This is a genomic window from Mycobacterium sp. E796, assembly GCF_001672815.1.
Taxonomy (GTDB): Bacteria; Actinomycetota; Actinomycetes; order Mycobacteriales; family Mycobacteriaceae; genus Mycobacterium.
The window spans coordinates 1-18,084 of the sequence record NZ_LZKK01000248.1 but is presented as its reverse complement, the minus strand read 5'-3'; the positions used below and the strand labels follow the sequence as shown (position 1 = coordinate 18,084).

The following is an 18,084-nucleotide window of genomic DNA, read 5'->3' as shown; positions in this document are numbered from 1 at the left end:
CCACCGGCCCCAGGGGGCGGCGGGTAGGACTCGCCGGGCGACGGTTGATCGGACATGGGCAACCCTCCACTGCGTTAGCTGAACCAGGCCGAATTACAGTACCTCGGGCCGGCTTGGCTAAGCGGTTTAAGCGGCGCTAACGCCGGCCCGTGGATCCGCGGGGCCCCTCCGACAGGAATCCCAACAGGTCGTACCGGGTGATCACCCCGACGGGTTTGCCCTTCTCCACCACCATCAGCGCGTCCCAGTCGCGCAGTGCCTTGCCCGCCGCGCTGACCAGCTCACCGGCGCCGATCATCGGCAGCGGCGGGCTCATGTGCTGCGCGACCGCGTCGGCCAGCTTGGCCCGGCCCTCGAAGACGGCGGACAGCAGCTCGCGCTCGGAAACGCTGCCCGCGACCTCCCCCGCCATCACCGGCGGCTCGGCGCCGACCACGGGCATCTGCGAAACCCCGTACTCGCGCAGGATGCCGATGGCGTCGCGCACCGTCTCGGACGGATGGGTGTGCACCAGGTCGGGTAGCTCACCGGACTTGCGGCGCAGCACATCGCCGACGCTGAACTCCTCGGTCGACCCGTCGAGGCGCGCCCGCAAGAATCCGTACGACGACATCCACGCGTCGTTGAAGATCTTCGCCATGTAGCCCCGCCCGCCGTCAGGAAGCAGGACCACCACCAGCGCGTCGGGTCCGGCCTCCTCGGCCACCTTGAGCGCGGCGACCACCGCCATCCCGCACGACCCGCCGACCAGCATCGCCTCCTCGCGGGCGAGCCGCCGGGTCATGTTGAACGAGTCGGAGTCCGACACCGCGATGATCTGGTCGGGAACGGTGCGGTCGTAGGCGTCCGGCCAGAAGTCCTCGCCGACGCCCTCGACCAGGTAGGGCCGACCGCTGCCGCCCGAGTACACCGAGCCTTCCGGGTCGGCCCCGACGACCTTGACCCGGCCGCCGGACACTTCCTTGAGGTAGCGGCCGGCGCCGGTGATCGTCCCGCCGGTGCCGATGCCTGCGACGAAATGGGTGATCTTGCCGTCGGTGTCCGCCCAGATCTCCGGGCCGGTGGTGGCGTAGTGGCTCGCCGGTCCCTCCGGGTTGGCGTACTGGTCGGGCTTCCAGGCCCCGTCGATTTCCCGGGTCAGCCGGTCCGAGACGCTGTAGTAGCTGTCCGGGTGGTCGGGCGGCACCGCCGTCGGGCACACGACCACCTCGGCGCCGTAGGCGAGCAGCACGTTGCGCTTGTCCTCGCCGACCTTGTCGGGGCAGACGAACACGCACTTGTACCCGCGCCGCTGGGCCACCAAAGCCAGGCCGACGCCAGTGTTGCCCGACGTGGGTTCGACGATGGTTCCCCCCGGCTTGAGCTGCCCGCTGGCCTCGGCGGCGTCGATCATCTTCACCGCGATCCGGTCCTTCGAGCTGCCGCCGGGGTTGAGGTATTCGACCTTGGCCGCCACGGTGCCGGCGCCGTCGGGAATGACGGAGTTCAGCCGAACCAGCGGCGTTCCCCCGATGAGGTCACTGATGTGCTGCGCGATCCGCATGCGTTCATCGTCTCAGGCGCTTTCGCGCGGCGCACACTCGCTAGGTCCGATTGCGCGACTCCTCACTCGCGCCTGCCGGCGCTCGCCGTCGTCGCGCTAGCCGGTGGCCTCGCGGATGTAGTCGCCGATCTGACGCAGCGAACGGATCGCCTCCGGAACCAGCGGCGCGGCCAGCTGGAAGTCGTGGACCTGGCCGGGCCAGACTCGCACCTCGGCCGGCACACCTACCGCCGCCAACCGCGACGCCGCCAGCTGCGCGTCGTGCAGCAATACCTCGGATCCGGAAACGTGGATGAGCGTCCGCGGCAGGCCGGGCTTGATGTGGTCCAGGGGCTCGTAGATCTCTTCGGGTTTGCCGTCGACGATATTCTTTTCGGCGGCGCTGGCAACCAATGCGACGAGCGCGTCGAACGCGTTCGCGGAGAACATCGCGTCGCTCTTGATGTTGGGGTGCGCCTGCTTGCATTCCTTTGCTAGCTGCAGCAGTGGCGAGATCGCTACCAGCGCCGCGGGCATATCGGAGTCCCCGTGCCCTTCCTCCTGCAGGCGTTGCGCCAGGGCCAGCGCGAGGTACCCGCCCGCCGAGTCGCCGGCGAGCACAATCTGGTCCGGCTCGTAGCCACGATCGCGCAACCATTGGTACGCGTCGTGGCAGTCATTGAGGGCCATCCCTACCGAGTGCTTGGGCAACAGCCGGTAGTTGACGACCAGCACCGGTGAATCAGCAAACTTCGACAGCGTCTCGACCAGGCGGCCGTGAGAGTTTGCTCCACAGGTCAAGAACGCGCCGCCGTGCAGGTAGACGATCACCCGGCGGGTGCCGTCCGCGGGCAGCACTCCGGGGGCGCGCACCAGCTGCGCGGAAGCGTTGGGCAAGTTCACCGTCTCGCGGACGGTGGCGGAGACCGGGAGTAGGACCCGGGCGGCGACGTCGATGAAACCCCACGGCCACGGCAGGTTGGGAACGTGGCTGCCGACGGCCAAGACCGGCCGGATGGTGAGCCGGGACGCGAGGTTAGCTACCCGCGCAGCAACGCTGGGACCGGACTCGAGTACCTCGACCGGTGCGCCGTCGCTGATGGCAAATCTGCGTGCCTCGACTCTACGTCGCTTGAGGACCTCATGCGGCCGAACGGTATTCCGGGGGGAACCGGATACCTTGCTAGGTGCGGTCATGCTCAACACTTCCTACGCCCTTGTAGTCCGATACAGCATGTGACGAGGCAGCCAAGCGTCCGGTTCAGCCCACTCTCCAGGGCGTTCAGCCAACCCTTGAAACTTAGCTTGACAGCCTTTGCTGAGTAGAACGTTTGAAGAATCTGATTCGATACCACAATTGATTCACAACGTGACCACATTGTTCATAAGCCGCCCGCGCAAACCCTTGAGCCGAACTAAACTGGCCCTGTGACCATCCGGGTGCCGCGTCGTTCGACGATCGCCCTGGCCACAGCCGGCGCGCTCGCCTCGACGGGGACTGCCTATCTCGGCGCACGCAACCTGCTGGTTGGCCAGGCGGCGCACACGCGCACCGTCATTCCGAAGGCCTGGGACATCCCGCCGCGCGCCGACGGCAAGTACAGCGCCGGCGGCGGGCCCGTGCAGCGATGGCAGCGCGGCATGACCGCCGACCTGCACCTGATGATCTTCGGTGACTCGACGGCCACCGGATACGGCTGCATGAGTGCCGAGGAAGTGCCCGGCGTGCTGATCGCCCGCGGGCTGGCCGAGCGGGCGGGCAAGGTCGTCCGGCTGAGCACGAAGGCCATCGTCGGCGCCACATCGAAGGGTGTCGCCGGTCAGGTCGACGCGATGTTCGTGGCCGGCCCGCCGCCGGACGTGGCGGTGATGATGCTGGGGGCCAACGACGTCACGGCCCTCAATGGCATCAGCCAGTCGGCGCAACGGCTGGCCCTGACCGTGCGCAAGCTGCGCTCCCGCGGCGCGGTGGTGATCGTCGGCACCTGCCCCGATCTCGGTGTCATCAGCGCGATCCCGCAGCCGCTTCGCTCGCTGGCGCACGCGCGGACTTCGCAGCTCGCCCGTGCCCAGACCGCCGCCGTCCGGGGGGCGGGCGGCGTGCCGGTCCCGATGGCGCAGCTGTTGGCACCCCAATTCCGGACCGCGCCCGAGCAGATGTTCTCCGCCGACGGCTTCCACCCTTCGCCGACCGCGTACGCGCTGGCCGCCGAGGCGCTGCTGGAGGCGGTGTGCGACGCGCTGGGCGTCGAGGTCGAGAGCCCGACGCCTGACGTTTCGGTCCCCGCCGTCGCACCGAGGCTCGACGAGTCCCCCGCGCGGTTGACCCTCGTGACGCGGCTGTGGCGGCGCCCGGCGGCCGTAGCCCCCGCCCCGTCTGATTCCCAGCCGGTCGGCACCGACTAGATTTGTTCTAGCCCGTCGGGGTGACAAAACACCCGCTTGGGAAGCGAGCCCGCGTCCGCTGGAAGGGAACAAACCATGCCTGAAGCCGTCATCGTCTCAGCCGTCCGCTCGCCGATCGGCCGCGCCATGAAGGGATCGCTGGTGTCCATGCGGCCCGACGACCTGGCCGCCCAGATGGTGCGCGCCGCGCTGGACAAGGTGCCCGCGCTCAACCCGCACCAGATCGACGACCTCATCCTGGGCTGCGGCCTGCCGGGCGGCGAATCCGGCTTCAACATGGCGCGCGTCGTCGCCGTCGAGCTGGGCTACGACTTCCTGCCGGGCACCACGGTCAACCGGTACTGCTCGTCGTCGCTGCAGACCACCCGGATGGCGTTCCACGCGATCAAGGCGGGCGAGGGCGACGCGTTCATCTCCGCGGGTGTGGAGACCGTGTCCCGATTCGGCAAGGGCAACTCCGACTCATGGCCCGACACCAAGAACCCGCTGTTCGACGAGGCCCAGGAGCGTTCGGCCGCCGCGGCTCAGGGCGCCGACGAGTGGCACGACCCCCGCGCCGACGGGAACCTGCCCGACGTCTACATCGCGATGGGCCAGACCGCCGAGAACGTCGCCATCCTCACCGGCATCAGCCGCGAGGAGCAGGACCGCTGGGGGGTGCGCAGCCAGAACCGCGCCGAGGAGGCCATCAAGAGCGGCTTCTTCGAGCGCGAGATCACCCCGGTGACCCTGCCCGACGGCACCACCGTCACTACCGACGACGGCCCGCGCCCGGGCACCACCTACGAGAAGGTCAGCGAGCTCAAGCCGGTGTTCCGGCCCAACGGCACGGTGACCGCCGGCAACGCGTGTCCCCTGAACGATGGCGCGGCCGCGCTGGTGATCACTAGCGACACGAAAGCCAAGGAATTGGGCCTGACGCCGCTCGCGCGCATCGTGTCCACCGGGGTCAGCGGCCTGTCGCCGGAGATCATGGGCCTGGGCCCGATCGAGGCGTGCAAGAAGGCGTTGGCCAGGGCGGGCATGTCGATCGGCGACATCGACCTATACGAGATCAACGAGGCCTTCGCGGTCCAGGTGCTGGGCTCGGCGCGCGAGCTGGGCATGGACGAGGACAAGCTGAACGTGTCCGGCGGGGCGATCGCCCTCGGCCACCCGTTCGGCATGACCGGCGCGCGCATCGCCACCACGCTGCTCAACAACCTGCAGACGCACGACAAGACGCTGGGCCTGGAAACGATGTGTGTCGGCGGCGGCCAGGGCATGGCGATGGTGATCGAGCGGCTGAGCTAGCCGCGCCGCGCGACCGGGTGTGAATCCTGGGTTTTGCGTGTGAGTCGTCGGCGGCGACACGCCGAGCGGCTGCGCCGTCAGTGCACATCGAAAACCGTGAGTGCGCAAACAAAAGCGTCAGCCGCGCCGAACCCCATCCGCGACGGCGCGCAGCTTGTCCGGATTGGCCACGTTGTGAATGGTGACGATGCGCCCGTGCGCGTCGAGTTCGACTGTGAGCGTGGCGATCACGTGGCCTGAGGCCGAGAAGACGATGCCCGGGCCGCCGTTGATGTCCACGACTTCGGCTGTCATATCGGCGATTTCGACGCCTTCATACGGGCGCTTGGTGACACCGGCGAGCCATGCGGCGACCTTGGCCATGCCCTCGACCGGGCGCAGCGCCTGGCGCACCTTTCCGCCGCCGTCCGTCCACAGCGTGACATCGGGTGCGAGCATTTGCATGAGGTCGTTGATGTCGCCGCCGGTCGCCGCGGAAAAGAAGCGTTCGGTGACCGCGCGCTTCTTGCCGCGGTCGGCCTCGAACCGGGGCCGGCGCGCCTGCACGTGATTGCGGGCGCGGTGGCCCGCCTGGCGCACCGCGGCCTCGGAACGCTCGACGGCCGAAGCGATTTCGGCGTAGCTGAAGTCGAACACCTCTTTGAGGACGAAGACCGCGCGCTCCAGTGGGCTCAGCGTCTCGAGCACGACCAGCATCGCCATCGACACCGATTCGGCTGCCGCGACGTCCTCGGCCGTGTCTTCGCTCGTGAGGATCGGCTCGGGCAGCCACGGCCCGACGTAGGTCTCCCGCTGGCGCCGGGTCGAGCGCAGTCGTTCCATCGACAGGTTCGACACAATGCGCGATAGGTAGGCCTTGGGGTCGGCGACCTGACCCCGATCGGCCGCCGACCACTTCAGCCACGCATCCTGGACCACGTCTTCGGCGTCGGCCGCCGAGCCCAGGATCCGATAGGCGATGGCGAACAACAGCTTCCGGTGTTCGACGAACGCGTGCTCGTCGGCGCTCATCGGGTGAAGCCCCCACCACGCCGCCAGGTCATGGCCCCCAGCGCGGGCAGCAACTTGAGCAACCGGTAAGTCGTCCACGGGCTGGCGCTCACCGTTTCCTTGTAGGCGACGGCCCACCGACCGGCCAGATAGAAACGCGACGGGCTGTCGTCGGGATGGGTGAACTGGATGACGGCGTCGTGCCGGCCCAGGCTCACCGGCTGGTGGACATAGCCGAAGCGAAATCGTTTGGGCTGCTTGCCCTTCAGCTCCCGCACGATGTTGGCCGCGGCGTGCACACCGGTCGGGATGCCGCTCTGGCAGGTGCCGTGCACGAGGCCATACCCTTGCCGGACCGCCGCGGCGTCGCCGACGACGTACACGTCCGGGTGCGACACCGAGCGCAGCGCCGCATCGGTGACGATTCGGCCGCGGTCGTCGACGCGCAGGCCCGCGGCGGCCGCCAGCGGCGACACCCGCACGCCCGTGGCCCACAGCACCGCCCGCGCCGCGACGACCTCGCCGTCGGCCAGGGCCACCCCGTCGGGCATCACCTTGACGATGTCGACGCCGGAACGCACCCGCACGCCCAACCGGGCCAACCCGGCGTGCAGGCGGGCACACGCCTTGGGGGCCATCGTCGATCCGGGTCTCTGCCGGCTCAGCAGGACGACGTCGAGATCGGGATGCCGCTCGGCGATCTCGGCCGCCGATTCGATGCCGGTCAGGCCGCCGCCGGCGACCACGACCGTCCCGGCGCCGAGCCGATCCAGCTGCTGGGCCAGCAACCCGGCGTCGTGGGCATTGTTGAGCGTGTAGGCGAATTCGTCGACGCCGGGCGCGACCTCGGTGTCGGCGACGGCGCCGAGCGCGTAGACCAGGGCGTCGTAGCCGATCGTGCGCTCGTCGTCGAGACGGACCGTCCGCGCGTCGGCGTCGAGGCCGGTGACCCATCCCTGGACGAACTCGACGTCGGTGCCGGCGAGCATGTCCGGGATCTCGAGGTCGGCCAGCCGCTGGCCCGACGCCGCCTGGTGCAGGCGCAGCCGCTCGGTGAAACGAGCCTGCGGATTGACCAGGGTGACGCGCACGTCGTCGCGGCCCTTGACCCGGCGCGCCAAGCGGGTGGTGGCCGCCATGCCGGCATAGCCGGCGCCGATAATCACGATGTGCTTCATGATGCTGCCTTTCGCGAGCGAATGTGTGCTGACAACCAGCAGACGCATCCAGCGGTCGCGGATGTGACATCGCGCGGGCGCACAAAAAAACCGGCACGCCTGCGGGCGTGCCGGTTTTCCCGTCGGAGCCGGGACTAGTCGTTTTGCAGGTAACTGAGCAGGCGCAGGATCTCGAGGTACAGCCAGACCAGGGTCACGGTCAGGCCCAGCGCGATGCCCCACGCCGCCTTCTCCGGCGCACCCGCCCGGATCATCTGGTCGGCGGCATCGAAGTCGATCAGGAAGCTGAAGGCCGCAATGGCGATCATCACCAGCGAGAAGATGATCGCGATCGGTCCGCCGCTGCGCAGACCGAGGCCCGTTCCGCCGCCGACGTGGAACATCGCCAGGACGAAGTTGCCGAGCATCAGGAACAGCGCTCCAAACAGGGCGGCGACCACCATCCGGGTGAACTTGGGCGTGACGCGGATGGCGCCGGTCTTGTAGACGACGAGCATCCCGAAGAACACACCGATCGTGCCCAGAACGGCCTCACCGATCAGCGCGCCGGCATTGGCGTTGGAGACCTGGAAATTGGCGAACACGAACGAGACGGCGCCGAGGAAAAGGCCCTCGAGAACGGCGTAGCTGAGCACGATCGCCGGGCTGTCCTGCTTGCGCCCGAAGGTGGCGATCAGCACCAGCCCGAGACCGCCGAGCGCGCCGATCAGGGTCAGCGGCATTGCCAAGGCCAGGTTCGATGCCACCAGGAAGTAAGAAACGATCGCGGCACCGGTCAGCACGGCCAGCGTGATGCCGGTCTTGGTGACGACGTCGTCGATGGTCAGCGGCCGAGACGCCCTGGTGTCCTGGTAGGGAGCCGCGTAGGGGTCGGCCTGGTAATAGCCCTGGGCCGCGCCAGTGCCGAATTGCGCGTATCCCCCGCTCTGCCTGGGCAGCGAACGAAATACCGGGTTACTTGTCTCCCGCACCGTCGGATCCTCTCTTATGGCTATGGGTTCGAGCTGTGCGAACACCTGCTCAACGACCAGCGGGTCGCCCTAGTTCCCAACGGACCTGCTGTTTTCTCGGTGTTTTGAGGCTATTTAACGGGCTCTGCTGTTGTCGTCCGGTTAAACATAAACCTTACCCGCGGGGATCGCTGCGGTCGTGACGATCTAGATTGCTGGTCGAGACCGGGCGGCGATTGGGAGGACGAGGGCGTTGACCGAGGCAGCTGTCGAATCCGAGGAGGTCCTGACCCGGGTCGAAGGCGGCGTCGGGTTGATCACGCTCAACCGGCCCAAGGCGATCAACTCGCTGAATCAGACGATGGTGGAAGCGTTGAGCGCGGTGCTCACCCGTTGGGAAAACGACGACGCGGTGCGGGCGGTCGTGCTGTCCGGGGCGGGCGAACGCGGATTGTGCGCCGGCGGCGACGTCGTGGCCGTCTACGAAAGCGCCCGCAAGGATGGCGTCGAGGTCCGGAAGTTCTGGCGCGACGAGTATCTGCTCGACGGTCAGGTCGGGCGCTTCGCCAAGCCGTATGTGTCGTTGATGGACGGCATCGTGATGGGCGGCGGCGTGGGCGTCAGTGCGCACGGCAGCGTCCGCGTGGTGACCGAAACCTCAAAGGTGGCAATGCCGGAGGTGGGCATAGGGTTCGTTCCCGACGTCGGCGGGGCGTTTCTGTTGTCCCGGGCGCCGGGTGCGCTGGGCCTGCACGCCGCGCTGACCGGGGCGCCGTTCTCCGGGGCCGACGCCATCGCCATGGGATTCGCCGACCACTACGTCCCGCGCGACGAACTGGACGCGTTCGTCAAGGCGATCGTCGAAGACGGCGTCGAGGGTGCGCTGGCCGCGCATGCCATCGAACCACCATCGAGCGAGCTTGTCGCCCAACGCGATTGGATCGACCCGTGTTTCGCGGGCGACACGGTGGAAGAAATCCTTGCGGCCCTGCGCAGCCATGGCGGCCGGGCGACCGATGCCGCCGACCTGATCGCCACCCGGTCCCCCATCGCCGTGTCCGTGGCGCTGGAGGCGGTGCGTCGCGCCGCCAAGATGGAAACCCTGGAAGAGGTTCTGGTCCAGGACTATCGGGTGTCGTCCACCGCGGCCCGCTCCCACGACCTGGTGGAGGGCATCCGCGCGCAGATCATCGATAAGGATCGCAATCCCAAGTGGTCCCCGGCGACGCTGGCCGAGATCACCGCGGCCGACGTGGAGGCGTATTTCGCGCCGGTCGACGACGACTTGAAATTCTAGAAAGGCGGTTGGCGTGACAGAGAACTACGAGACCATCCTCGTCGAGCGCGATGCGCGGGTCGGGATCATCACGCTGAACCGACCGCAGGCGCTCAACGCCCTCAACAGCCAGGTGATGACCGAAGTCACCAGCGCGGCAACCGAATTGGATGAAGATCCCGGAATCGGGGCGATCATCATCACCGGCTCGGCCAAGGCATTCGCGGCCGGCGCCGACATCAAGGAAATGGCCGCGTTGACCTTCGCCGACGCGTTCGGCGCCGACTTCTTCGCCGCCTGGGGCAAACTCGCCGCGGTCCGCACCCCCACCATCGCCGCGGTGGCCGGACACGCGCTGGGCGGCGGCTGCGAGCTCGCGATGATGTGCGACCTGCTGATCGCCGCCGACACGGCGAAGTTCGGCCAGCCGGAGATCAAACTCGGTGTGCTGCCGGGCATGGGCGGTTCGCAGCGGCTGACGCGCGCGATCGGCAAAGCCAAGGCCATGGACCTCATCCTGACCGGGCGCACCATCGACGCCGCCGAAGCCGAACGGAGCGGCCTGGTTTCGCGGGTGGTACCGGCCGAGGACCTGATGACCGAGGCCAAGGCCGTCGCCACCACCATTTCGCAGATGTCGCGCTCGGCGGCGCGAATGGCCAAGGAAGCCGTCAACCGCGCCTTCGAATCCACGCTGTCCGAGGGACTTCTCTACGAGCGCAGGCTGTTTCATTCGACGTTCGCGACCGAGGACCAGTCGGAGGGGATGGCGGCATTCATCGAGAAGCGGCCCCCCAACTTCACCCACCGATAGGACGCTTCGATGAGCGACCCGGGTCCCGCGACGACCGCCCCCGACGACGAAGCGGTGCGCGAAGCCGCGCCGGAAGCCGCTGAGGCACCTCACAAGCACGAGGCGCATCCGCATGAAAAGCCTTGGTGGGTGCGCCACTACACCTTCATGGGCACCGCGGTCGGCCTGGTTTTCATCTGGTTCTCGATGACGCCGTCGCTGCTGCCCCGCGGCGCGGTGTTTCAGGGCCTCGTGAGCGGGTTTTCCGGGGCCATCGGCTACGGGCTGGGGGTCTTCGCCGTCTGGCTGGTCCGTTACATGCGCACCCGGAACTACAGCCCGCCGCCGCCGCGCTGGGCATGGAAGGTGCTGATCCCGGTCGGACTGGTCGGCATGGTCGTGATGGCCATCCGGTTCCACGTCTGGCAGGACCGTGTGCGCGACCTGATGGGCGTCGCGCACCTGAAGTGGTACGACTACCCCATCGCCGCGGTGCTGTCGATCGTGGTGCTGTTCACGCTCGTGGAAATCGGCCAATTCATCCGGTGGCTGATCAGTTTCCTGGTCGGGCAGCTGGACCGGATTGCACCGTTTCGCCTCTCGGTGACCATCGTCGTGGTCGCGCTGCTGGTGCTGAGCATCACCCTGATGAACGGCGTCGTGCTGAAGTTCGCCATGCGGACCATGAACAACACCTTCGCGTCGGCCAACAACGAGGAGAGCCCCGACACCGCACCACCCAAAACGCCGTTGCGGTCCGGTGGCCCGCAGTCGCTGGTGTCGTGGGAGTCGCTCGGCCGCGAGGGCCGCGTCTTCATCGAGGGTGGCCCGCGGGTCGACGAGCTGACCACGTTCAACGGATCCCAGGCCATGCAGCCGATTCGCGCCTACGCCGGGCTGAACTCCGCGGACGGCATCACCGCGACCGCCGAACTCGCGGCGCGCGAGCTGCAGCGCACCGGCGGGCTGCAGCGCGCCGTCGTCGCGGTCGCGACAACCACCGGCACCGGTTGGATCAACGAGGCGGAGGCCTCGACGCTGGAGTACATGTACAACGGCAACACCGCCATCGTCAGCATGCAGTACTCGTTCCTGCCGAGCTGGCTTTCGTTCCTGGTGGACAAGGAAAACGCCCGCCACGCCGGCCAGGCGCTGTTCGAGGCCGTCGACCGGCTGATCCGCCAGATGCCGGAAGGGCAGCGGCCCAAGCTCGTCGTGTTCGGCGAAAGCCTGGGATCGTTCGGGGGCGAGGCGCCGTTCATGAGCCTCAACAACGTGCTGGCCCGCACCGACGGCGCGCTGTTCAGCGGGCCGACGTTCAACAACACCATCTGGACGGACCTGACGTCGACGCGCGACGCCGGCTCCCCGGAGTGGCTGCCGATCTACAACGACGGCAAGAACGTCCGATTCGTCGCTCGCGCAAGCGATCTCGGGCGTCCGGACGCCGCATGGGACCACCCGCGGGTGGTCTATCTGCAGCACGCCTCCGATCCGATCGCCTGGTGGACCCCGGATCTACTGTTCGCCAAGCCGGACTGGCTGCGCGAGAAACGCGGCTACGACGTGCTGCCCGAGACGTACTGGATCCCGGTGGTCACGTTCCTGCAGGTCTCGGCCGACATGGCGGTCGCAGTCGACGTGCCGGACGGGCATGGGCACCACTACGTCGCCGACGTGGCCAACGGCTGGGCCGCGGTGCTGTCGCCGCCCGGCTGGACGCCGGAGAAGACGGACCGACTGCGGCCGCTGCTGCACTCCAACGGCTAGCGGCGATCGCAAGCGCGGCTAGAGCCAGCGTCGAACGGCGTTCGCCAGCCCCGGGCTTGCGCCGGCCGAATCACCGCGCAGCTGGTCCAGCACACCGGAACCGGCCAGCGCGTGGTAGCCGCCGATGACGTCGGTGGCCCGGAGCAGGCCGATATCCAGCAGCGCGGCCGCCGCCAGGCTGGACGTGTAGCCCTCGGAGCACACGATCACCCATTCGACGTCGTCGTCGACGGCCTCCGGCAGCCGGGCGTCGCTGGTCGGGTCGCAGCGCCACTCCAGGACGTTGCGCTCGATCACCAGCGCGCCCGGGATCTCGCCCTCGCGGAATCGCTGGGCCTGCGGCCGGATGTCGACCAGCACGGCCCCGCGCCGCAGCGCCTCGGGCACCTCGACGGCGCGAAGGCGGCGAAACCGGCGCCGGGCCGATCTCAGGACGACGTCGATGCGGCTCATCAGGGTCCCTCCGGTTGGTCGGTCAGTTCGGTGCGCTGGCGGCGCAGCCGGTTGCGCTCGGAGACTTCGTAATACGACATTGCCGTCAGCGGCGGCGAGTAGGCGTGCACGCTCAGCGTCGGCTGCACCTTGAAGGTGGCCACCGGCTCCGGGACTGGCCTGGGCGCCCACACCACGTCGTGCACCCAGCCGAGCGGGAAGCCGGCCTGATCACCTGCGTCGAGCCGGCGTCTGCGCAAACCCCTTCCGTCCCAACGGAATTCGTTGAGCGACCCGGACACCACGGTCAGCGCGCCCAGCGACCCGCCGTGGTCGTGCAGCTCGGTCGGATGACCGGGGACCCAGCTGATCAGCCAGACGTCCAGCTCGTCGTCGCCGTGGATGCGGGTGAACCAGCGCTTGGACTCCGGTATCCCGCCCTTGGGCAGCAGGTGGTCGCAGCGCCCGCTGAGGACCTGGTCGGCGGCCTGGTCGGTGGCATATAGCAGGTCGGGCACCCGCAGCCGGGTGGGTCCCGAGGACGGCGACGAGACGGTCAGGGGGCGAAGCGCACCGGAGGCGACAGCACGCGTCGCAACGGGAACAGACATTGGGGAGCTCCAGGGTGAACGGATCGGGCAAGCGGCGGCGGGTCAGGGCCGACAACACTCGCAAAATCCCAAGCGCTCCGTCACGGCAGCCAGTGTTGCATAGATTGGGACGGTGCGTTGGTGCGGTCGTTTCCCCGGGCAACGGAGTGCGGTGCTCGTCGCGGCGTTGTTAGTGGCGGTCACGGGCTGCTCGCAGGGCGCACCCAACGGCGGGGTCGCCGTGCCGTCAGCACGGCCGTCGGCCATCCCGGCCGGGCCTTCGTCGCCGCCGCCCGGCGCGGTCGGCCTCTCGCCGGGCGGGGTGACGACCAGGGTCGATGTGCCCGCGGATTCGACCGAGGAGGAGTATTTCCAGGCCTGCCACGCCGCGAAGGTCTGGATGGAGGCGCAGCCCAAGACGGATGGGTCGCTGTTCGAGCCGTACCTGCGGATGGTCCAAGCGTCGCATTCGGGCACGCCCGGCACCTGGAACGCCCGGTGGGCCGACCTGACACCGGCCCGACAGGCGGCCGTGATCACCGCCGCCCGCGCGGCCGCCAACGACGAATGCGGGTAGCGTTCCGCGCCCGCCCCAATTGTGATCACGGGTACAAAAACTGCCTCCTCCGCCGCCGAGGGGGCCTCGGCCGAGCAAAATGAACGCATGCCCGGCGGACGTGGCGGAACGGTGGCGCGTCAATCTTCACCGACCCGGGTGGCGCTGGCGCTGGGCAGCGGCGGCGCCCGCGGTTACGCCCACATCGGGGTGATCGAGTCGCTGTCGGCGCGTGGCTACGAAATCGTCGGCATCACCGGTTCGTCGATGGGTGCGATCATCGGCGGTCTGCAGGCGGCCGGACGCCTCGACGAGTTCGCCGACTGGGCGAAGTCGTTGACGCAGCGCACCATCCTGCGGCTGCTGGACCCGTCCATCAGCGCGGCGGGGGTGCTGCGGGCCGAGAAGATTCTGGACGCGGTGCGCGACATCCTCGGCCCGGTCGCCATCGAGCAACTGCCGATTCCCTACACGGCGGTGGCTACGGACCTGCTGGCCGGCAAGTCGGTGTGGTTTCAGCGCGGCCCGCTCGACGAGGCGATCCGGGCGTCCATCGCGATTCCCGGCGTGATCGCCCCGCACGAAGTGGGCGGACGCCTGCTCGCCGACGGCGGCATCCTGGACCCGCTGCCGATGGCGCCGTTGGCCGCGGTCGACGCCGACCTGACGATCGCTGTGGGCGTCAGCGGCAGCGAGGTGATCCCAAAACGAGAGCCGGAGCCGGGCGCCACCGCCGAATGGTTGAACCGCATGGTGCGCAGCACTTCTGCGCTGCTCGACACGACGGCCGTCAGGTCACTGCTCGACCGGCCGACCGCGCGCGCCGTGTTGAGCCGATTCGGCGCGGACACCTCGCCGGACGAATGGGACGAGGAATCGCCGTCGGGGGCGGGCGAACTCGACGCGACGAGCGTCATTCCGAAACTGGGCAGCTTCGAGGTGGTGTACCGCGCGTTCGACATCGCGCAGTCGGCGCTGACCCGCCATACGCTGTCGGCCTATCCGCCCGACCTGCTGATCGAGGTGCCGCGTTCGACCTGCCGCAGCCTGGATTTTCACCGCGCGGTGGAGGTGATCGCGGCGGGCCGCGCCGAGGCCGATCGGGCCCTGGACGCCTTCGAAACCGATTCGGAACAGACGAGCCCGCCCGCGCTCGAGGGTTGATCAGGCGCCCAGGAACCGCGCCAGGGCCCGCGCCTCGCGGCGGCCTTGTTCGCGCCCGGCCACCGCGGAGTCGATGCGGCAGCGCGGGTCCAGCGGGTTGGGCCCGAACGCGGCCAGCGAGTCGTCGTCGGCGAACACCGCGTGGATCGCGCCGGCGAACGCGGCGATCTCGGCGGCGGGTCCGGCGCCGAACGGCGCCGGCGCGTCGGGCCCTGATGGGACCAGCACCACGGCCGCGTCGCAATCGCCGGCCACGCCGAGGTTGACCGAGCTGCCGACGCCGCCGTCCATGTAGCGCCGGTCGCCGATCGTCACCGGCGGCCACGCCCCCGGCACCGCGCAACTGGCCGCCACCGCGTCCACCAGCCCGACGCCGGAGTCGCGGTCGAAGACGACGAGTTCGCCGGTGGCGACGTCGATTGCGGTGATCCGCAGCGCCCGCTCCGGCCAGTCGTGCGACGGCAGGCGCTGGGCGATCACCTGGCGCCGGACGGGCTCCGGAACGGTCTGGGTCGCCAACGCCACGGCCCCGATCCGCCGCATCTGCTGTTGGGTCCTGTCCAGCGCGTCGTCGTAGGGCTGGCCCAAGGCGGTCAAAAAGACCTCGGTGATGTCGTCGATGTCGACGCCGGAATCGATCTCGGCCGACGACTCGGCGACCTGCCGGTCGAACAGCGCCTCGATCGGGCGGCCGCTGCCGATCTGGGCGGCGACCGCGGAACCCGCCGAGGTTCCCACCAGCACCTCCGAATCCAACAGGCTCCGGCCGACCGCCGGGAACTCGTCGGCGATGCCGCGCAGAACCCCTGTCTCCCAAGCGATCCCGGCTATCCCGCCGCCGGCCAGCACGAGCGCGCGTCTGGTTGTCACGCCGATGTACCGGTGTGCTGCGCGCGCTGAACTGACTCGCTGAGATCCTCGCGACGGAGCTGATGGCTCGGCGGGTCGGGCAGCACCAACTCCGTGGTGACGCGCAATTCGGCGTCGACGTGGACGAGCTCGCCAGGTGCGATCAGAGTCCACCGTGGGTCCTCGTCCATCCGCTCGGTCGCGAACACCACCGAAGACCGGCTGCACAGCGGCTCAGACCATGCGCGAATTCGGTTGGTCTGCATATCGAAATTGGGCGCACCATCGAGTCGCCGGTCCAGGACATACAGCTCATGGGTTTCGGGGTAGCGCAGCGCCCACATGTCGGTGGCCGTGCTCAGCAGGACGTTGACCGCGTAGATCGGCGCATTCCCGGCGAGCCACCGCACGGCGTCGACGAGGCCCGCCGTCTCGTCGCCGTCGCGGGCGCGGATCGAGCCGGTGATCAAGGCGAACACCCGCTCGGAATCGGTTTCGCCCAGCACCAGGCCGTCGGTGCCGAGCTCGCGCAGCCGTTCGTCGATGTCGTCCAGCCCCTCGACCACGCCGTTGTGCGCGAAGATCCGGCCGTCCTGCAGGAACGGGTGGGTGTTGCGGACGTCGAGCGAACCCGTCGTCGCGTAACGAACGTGTGCGACGAAGGTGGTGCCGGTCAATTCGTGCGCCTCGGTGGCGAATTGGGTGTCCTGCCAGGCCGCGATCGGCTCCTTGTGCAGCTGCGGCCGACCGTGCGCGCCGAACACACCCACGCCGGTGCCGTCCGGGTTCTTCCGGCTCTGCGCGGACAGGCTGTCCGGTGCGTTCAGCAACCAGAAGGTCGCGGTGCAAACGTCTGTCCCGGCGTGCAAGCCAAAAAGTCGGCACATGGTGTCGACCGTACCGAAAGGCGCGCAACGGCCTTGCAGGGTCAGCCCGTCAGTATCGTCGAGAGGTCCCGCAACGCTTGTCGCGCGTAGCCCTTCCAGATGCGGCCGAACAGCGGCAGGCCCCAGGATGTCAGCGGCGACCTGGGATAGATGTCCCAGCGCCAGGTGATCTCGGTCCCGCCCGCCGCCGGGGCGAAGATCCATTCGCCCACAACGTGATCGACCAGCAGCGCCATCGGACCCCGGATCTTGGTCAACCGGTACCCGAACGACGGGGGCGGGTCGACGCTGGTCAGCTCCTCGCGCATGCTGGCGCCGCCGGCCAGGTGCACGACGCGGGTCTGGCCCGCGGCGTCCCATGCGCCGGTCTGCTGGCGCACCTCCCGGACGGGCGGAATCGGGCCGTGCCGGCGCTTGAAAAGCTCGGGAAGCGGTGCGGGCAGCGTGCGCTGGAAGGCCTCGTCGGCAAGGACAGGTACGACGAGGGATTCGTCAACGACGAGCGATTGTGGCCCTGGCATAACGTCTTTCCTTCAGCGCGCCAACCCTGGCGCGGCCCGGCCGGTGATCAGTGGCAGGTCGAAAAAGCTTTGAATCCCCGCCGGGGCGGCGCAGGTGGCGGGGACCGCGTTGACGCAGTGCGCGGCCGTCGCGACGATCCCCGGATTGCTCGCCAACCCCGCCTGTACGCTCTCCGGCTGCCAGCCCTTGACCGTCACGAAGGTGTCCGGGTTGCCCCGCACCTCGATCTCGTAGCGTTCCCCGCCGGACCCGAAAGACCAAGGCGGGTCGAGGTTTTCCGACCCCATCAGCCAGTTCACGGTGATCCGCACCACCACGGTGTCACCCACCAGGGCCTCCCAGTGGAAGCGGCGCCCGGCGACCTGGCCGGGCTCGATCGGCCCGATCGGCGAGTCGATCGGCGCGGTCGCGACCGCCACCTCCTGCGACGACCGGATCTGCGGATCGGCGGCGAAGCCCAATTGGTCGACGCACAGCCGGACCGACTGGAAAAAGCCGCCGTCGAGCAGCTTTTGCATGGGGCCGGTCAACGCGCAGTCCGGCGTCCCGCCGAAGCCCATCACGTGGCGCAGCACATCCGGCGCGCCGTAGGTGCGAAGGTCGGAAAACTCCTCGGCGCGAACAAATGTCACGCCCGTGGACATCGCCGAGAGCAGCAGCGGGAACAGCTCGGTGGCCGCACCGGGCCCGATGCCGGCGCCGTGCAGCGTCGCGTTGCCGGCCTGCGCCGCGACTTCCAGTGGGGCGCCTTCCTTTTCGGTCGGGTAGAACCATCCCAGCGGCGTGACCACGTTCTTGCCGGAGCGCAGCAGCGCGGCGACTTCCTCGACGCTGGGCGTGACGGCGACCAACAGCGTCGACGAGGTGCTCGCGCAGCCCGCCGACGCGGTCATCTATGCGCCGTTG

General features: G+C 68.8%; 17 protein-coding genes and 1 pseudogene. 7 read left to right on the top strand and 11 right to left on the bottom strand.

The window, feature by feature from the left end:
* Window positions 1-136: 136 nt before the first annotated feature.
* The gene (locus A5706_RS18725) at window positions 137-1,543 is read right to left on the bottom strand and encodes a cystathionine beta-synthase (protein ID WP_068133521.1); all 1,407 of its coding nucleotides are present in this window, start codon (window positions 1,541-1,543) and stop codon (window positions 137-139) included.
* A 96-nt stretch (window positions 1,544-1,639) separates the two neighbouring features.
* A complete protein-coding gene (locus tag A5706_RS18720; protein WP_068133524.1) occupies window positions 1,640-2,719 on the bottom strand; it encodes an alpha/beta hydrolase in 1,080 nt (359 codons plus the stop codon).
* Window positions 2,720-2,962: 243 nt separating this feature from the next.
* Here A5706_RS18720 and A5706_RS18715 point away from each other — a divergent pair, with 243 nt between their 5' ends.
* Together A5706_RS18715 and A5706_RS18710 are read left to right on the top strand one after the other, a co-directional pair.
* Window positions 2,963-3,928, top strand: coding sequence for an SGNH/GDSL hydrolase family protein (locus tag A5706_RS18715; protein ID WP_369831902.1), 966 nt, complete (start codon window positions 2,963-2,965; stop codon window positions 3,926-3,928).
* A gap of 75 nt (window positions 3,929-4,003) precedes the next feature.
* Window positions 4,004-5,221, top strand: a complete 1,218-nt coding sequence (locus A5706_RS18710; protein WP_068133515.1) for an acetyl-CoA C-acetyltransferase — start codon at window positions 4,004-4,006, stop codon at window positions 5,219-5,221.
* Between the two features lie 117 nt (window positions 5,222-5,338).
* Here A5706_RS18710 and A5706_RS18705 read toward each other — a convergent pair whose 3' ends face one another.
* From A5706_RS18705 to A5706_RS18695, 3 genes are all read right to left on the bottom strand, one after another.
* Window positions 5,339-6,232, bottom strand: coding sequence for an RNA polymerase sigma-70 factor (locus A5706_RS18705; RefSeq protein ID WP_068133512.1), 894 nt, complete (start codon window positions 6,230-6,232; stop codon window positions 5,339-5,341).
* Entirely contained in the window at window positions 6,229-7,389 is a 1,161-nt protein-coding gene (locus A5706_RS18700) for an NAD(P)/FAD-dependent oxidoreductase (RefSeq protein ID WP_082964485.1), read from the bottom strand. Before A5706_RS18700 ends, A5706_RS18705 begins: the two co-directional genes overlap by 4 nt.
* A 134-nt stretch (window positions 7,390-7,523) precedes the next feature.
* Complete coding sequence (locus A5706_RS18695) at window positions 7,524-8,360, bottom strand: Bax inhibitor-1/YccA family protein (RefSeq protein WP_068133505.1); 837 nt, start codon at window positions 8,358-8,360, stop codon at window positions 7,524-7,526.
* 232 nt (window positions 8,361-8,592) lie between these two features.
* Between A5706_RS18695 and A5706_RS18690 the strand changes: the two genes are divergently transcribed.
* Genes A5706_RS18690 through A5706_RS18680 form a run of 3 tightly spaced genes read left to right on the top strand, consistent with a single transcriptional unit; the run spans window position 8,593 to window position 12,178 of the window.
* Window positions 8,593-9,636 (top strand): enoyl-CoA hydratase/isomerase family protein, encoded by a 1,044-nt coding sequence (locus A5706_RS18690; protein ID WP_068133502.1) that lies wholly within the window; start codon window positions 8,593-8,595, stop codon window positions 9,634-9,636.
* A 13-nt stretch (window positions 9,637-9,649) separates the two neighbouring features.
* Window positions 9,650-10,429: an enoyl-CoA hydratase gene (locus A5706_RS18685; protein WP_068133498.1), complete on the top strand. Its 780-nt coding sequence runs from the start codon at window positions 9,650-9,652 to the stop codon at window positions 10,427-10,429.
* 9 nt (window positions 10,430-10,438) lie between these two features.
* Window positions 10,439-12,178 (top strand): alpha/beta-hydrolase family protein, encoded by a 1,740-nt coding sequence (locus A5706_RS18680; protein ID WP_068133494.1) that lies wholly within the window; start codon window positions 10,439-10,441, stop codon window positions 12,176-12,178.
* An 18-nt stretch (window positions 12,179-12,196) separates the two neighbouring features.
* Here the strand turns inward: A5706_RS18680 and A5706_RS18675 are convergent, their stop codons facing one another.
* Together A5706_RS18675 and A5706_RS18670 are read right to left on the bottom strand one after the other, a co-directional pair.
* On the bottom strand, window positions 12,197-12,631 hold the full coding sequence (locus A5706_RS18675; protein WP_068133492.1) for a rhodanese-like domain-containing protein: 435 nt from the start codon (window positions 12,629-12,631) through the stop codon (window positions 12,197-12,199).
* A complete protein-coding gene (locus A5706_RS18670; RefSeq protein WP_082964484.1) occupies window positions 12,631-13,221 on the bottom strand; it encodes a cysteine dioxygenase in 591 nt (196 codons plus the stop codon). The genes A5706_RS18675 and A5706_RS18670 overlap by 1 nt, the downstream gene beginning before the upstream one ends.
* A gap of 112 nt (window positions 13,222-13,333) precedes the next feature.
* On the opposite strand from A5706_RS18670, the gene A5706_RS18665 reads away from it, so the two are divergent.
* Window positions 13,334-13,777: a lipoprotein LpqV gene (locus A5706_RS18665; RefSeq protein ID WP_068133486.1), complete on the top strand. Its 444-nt coding sequence runs from the start codon at window positions 13,334-13,336 to the stop codon at window positions 13,775-13,777.
* A gap of 87 nt (window positions 13,778-13,864) precedes the next feature.
* Window positions 13,865-14,920: a patatin-like phospholipase family protein gene (locus tag A5706_RS18660; protein WP_082964483.1), complete on the top strand. Its 1,056-nt coding sequence runs from the start codon at window positions 13,865-13,867 to the stop codon at window positions 14,918-14,920.
* Here the strand turns inward: A5706_RS18660 and A5706_RS18655 are convergent, their stop codons facing one another.
* The 4 genes and pseudogenes from A5706_RS18655 to A5706_RS18640 form a co-directional block, all read right to left on the bottom strand.
* On the bottom strand, window positions 14,921-15,790 hold the full coding sequence (locus A5706_RS18655) for a patatin-like phospholipase family protein (RefSeq protein ID WP_068133479.1): 870 nt from the start codon (window positions 15,788-15,790) through the stop codon (window positions 14,921-14,923). It abuts the gene before it with no gap.
* Window positions 15,787-16,656, bottom strand: a complete 870-nt coding sequence (locus tag A5706_RS18650) for a class II glutamine amidotransferase (RefSeq protein WP_068133476.1) — start codon at window positions 16,654-16,656, stop codon at window positions 15,787-15,789. The genes A5706_RS18655 and A5706_RS18650 overlap by 4 nt, the downstream gene beginning before the upstream one ends.
* A gap of 41 nt (window positions 16,657-16,697) precedes the next feature.
* A complete protein-coding gene (locus A5706_RS18645; RefSeq protein WP_068133472.1) occupies window positions 16,698-17,177 on the bottom strand; it encodes an SRPBCC family protein in 480 nt (159 codons plus the stop codon).
* A 12-nt stretch (window positions 17,178-17,189) separates the two neighbouring features.
* A pseudogene (locus A5706_RS18640) lies at window positions 17,190-18,017 on the bottom strand (dihydrodipicolinate reductase); the annotation flags it as partial.
* Window positions 18,018-18,084: the final 67 nt, after the last annotated feature.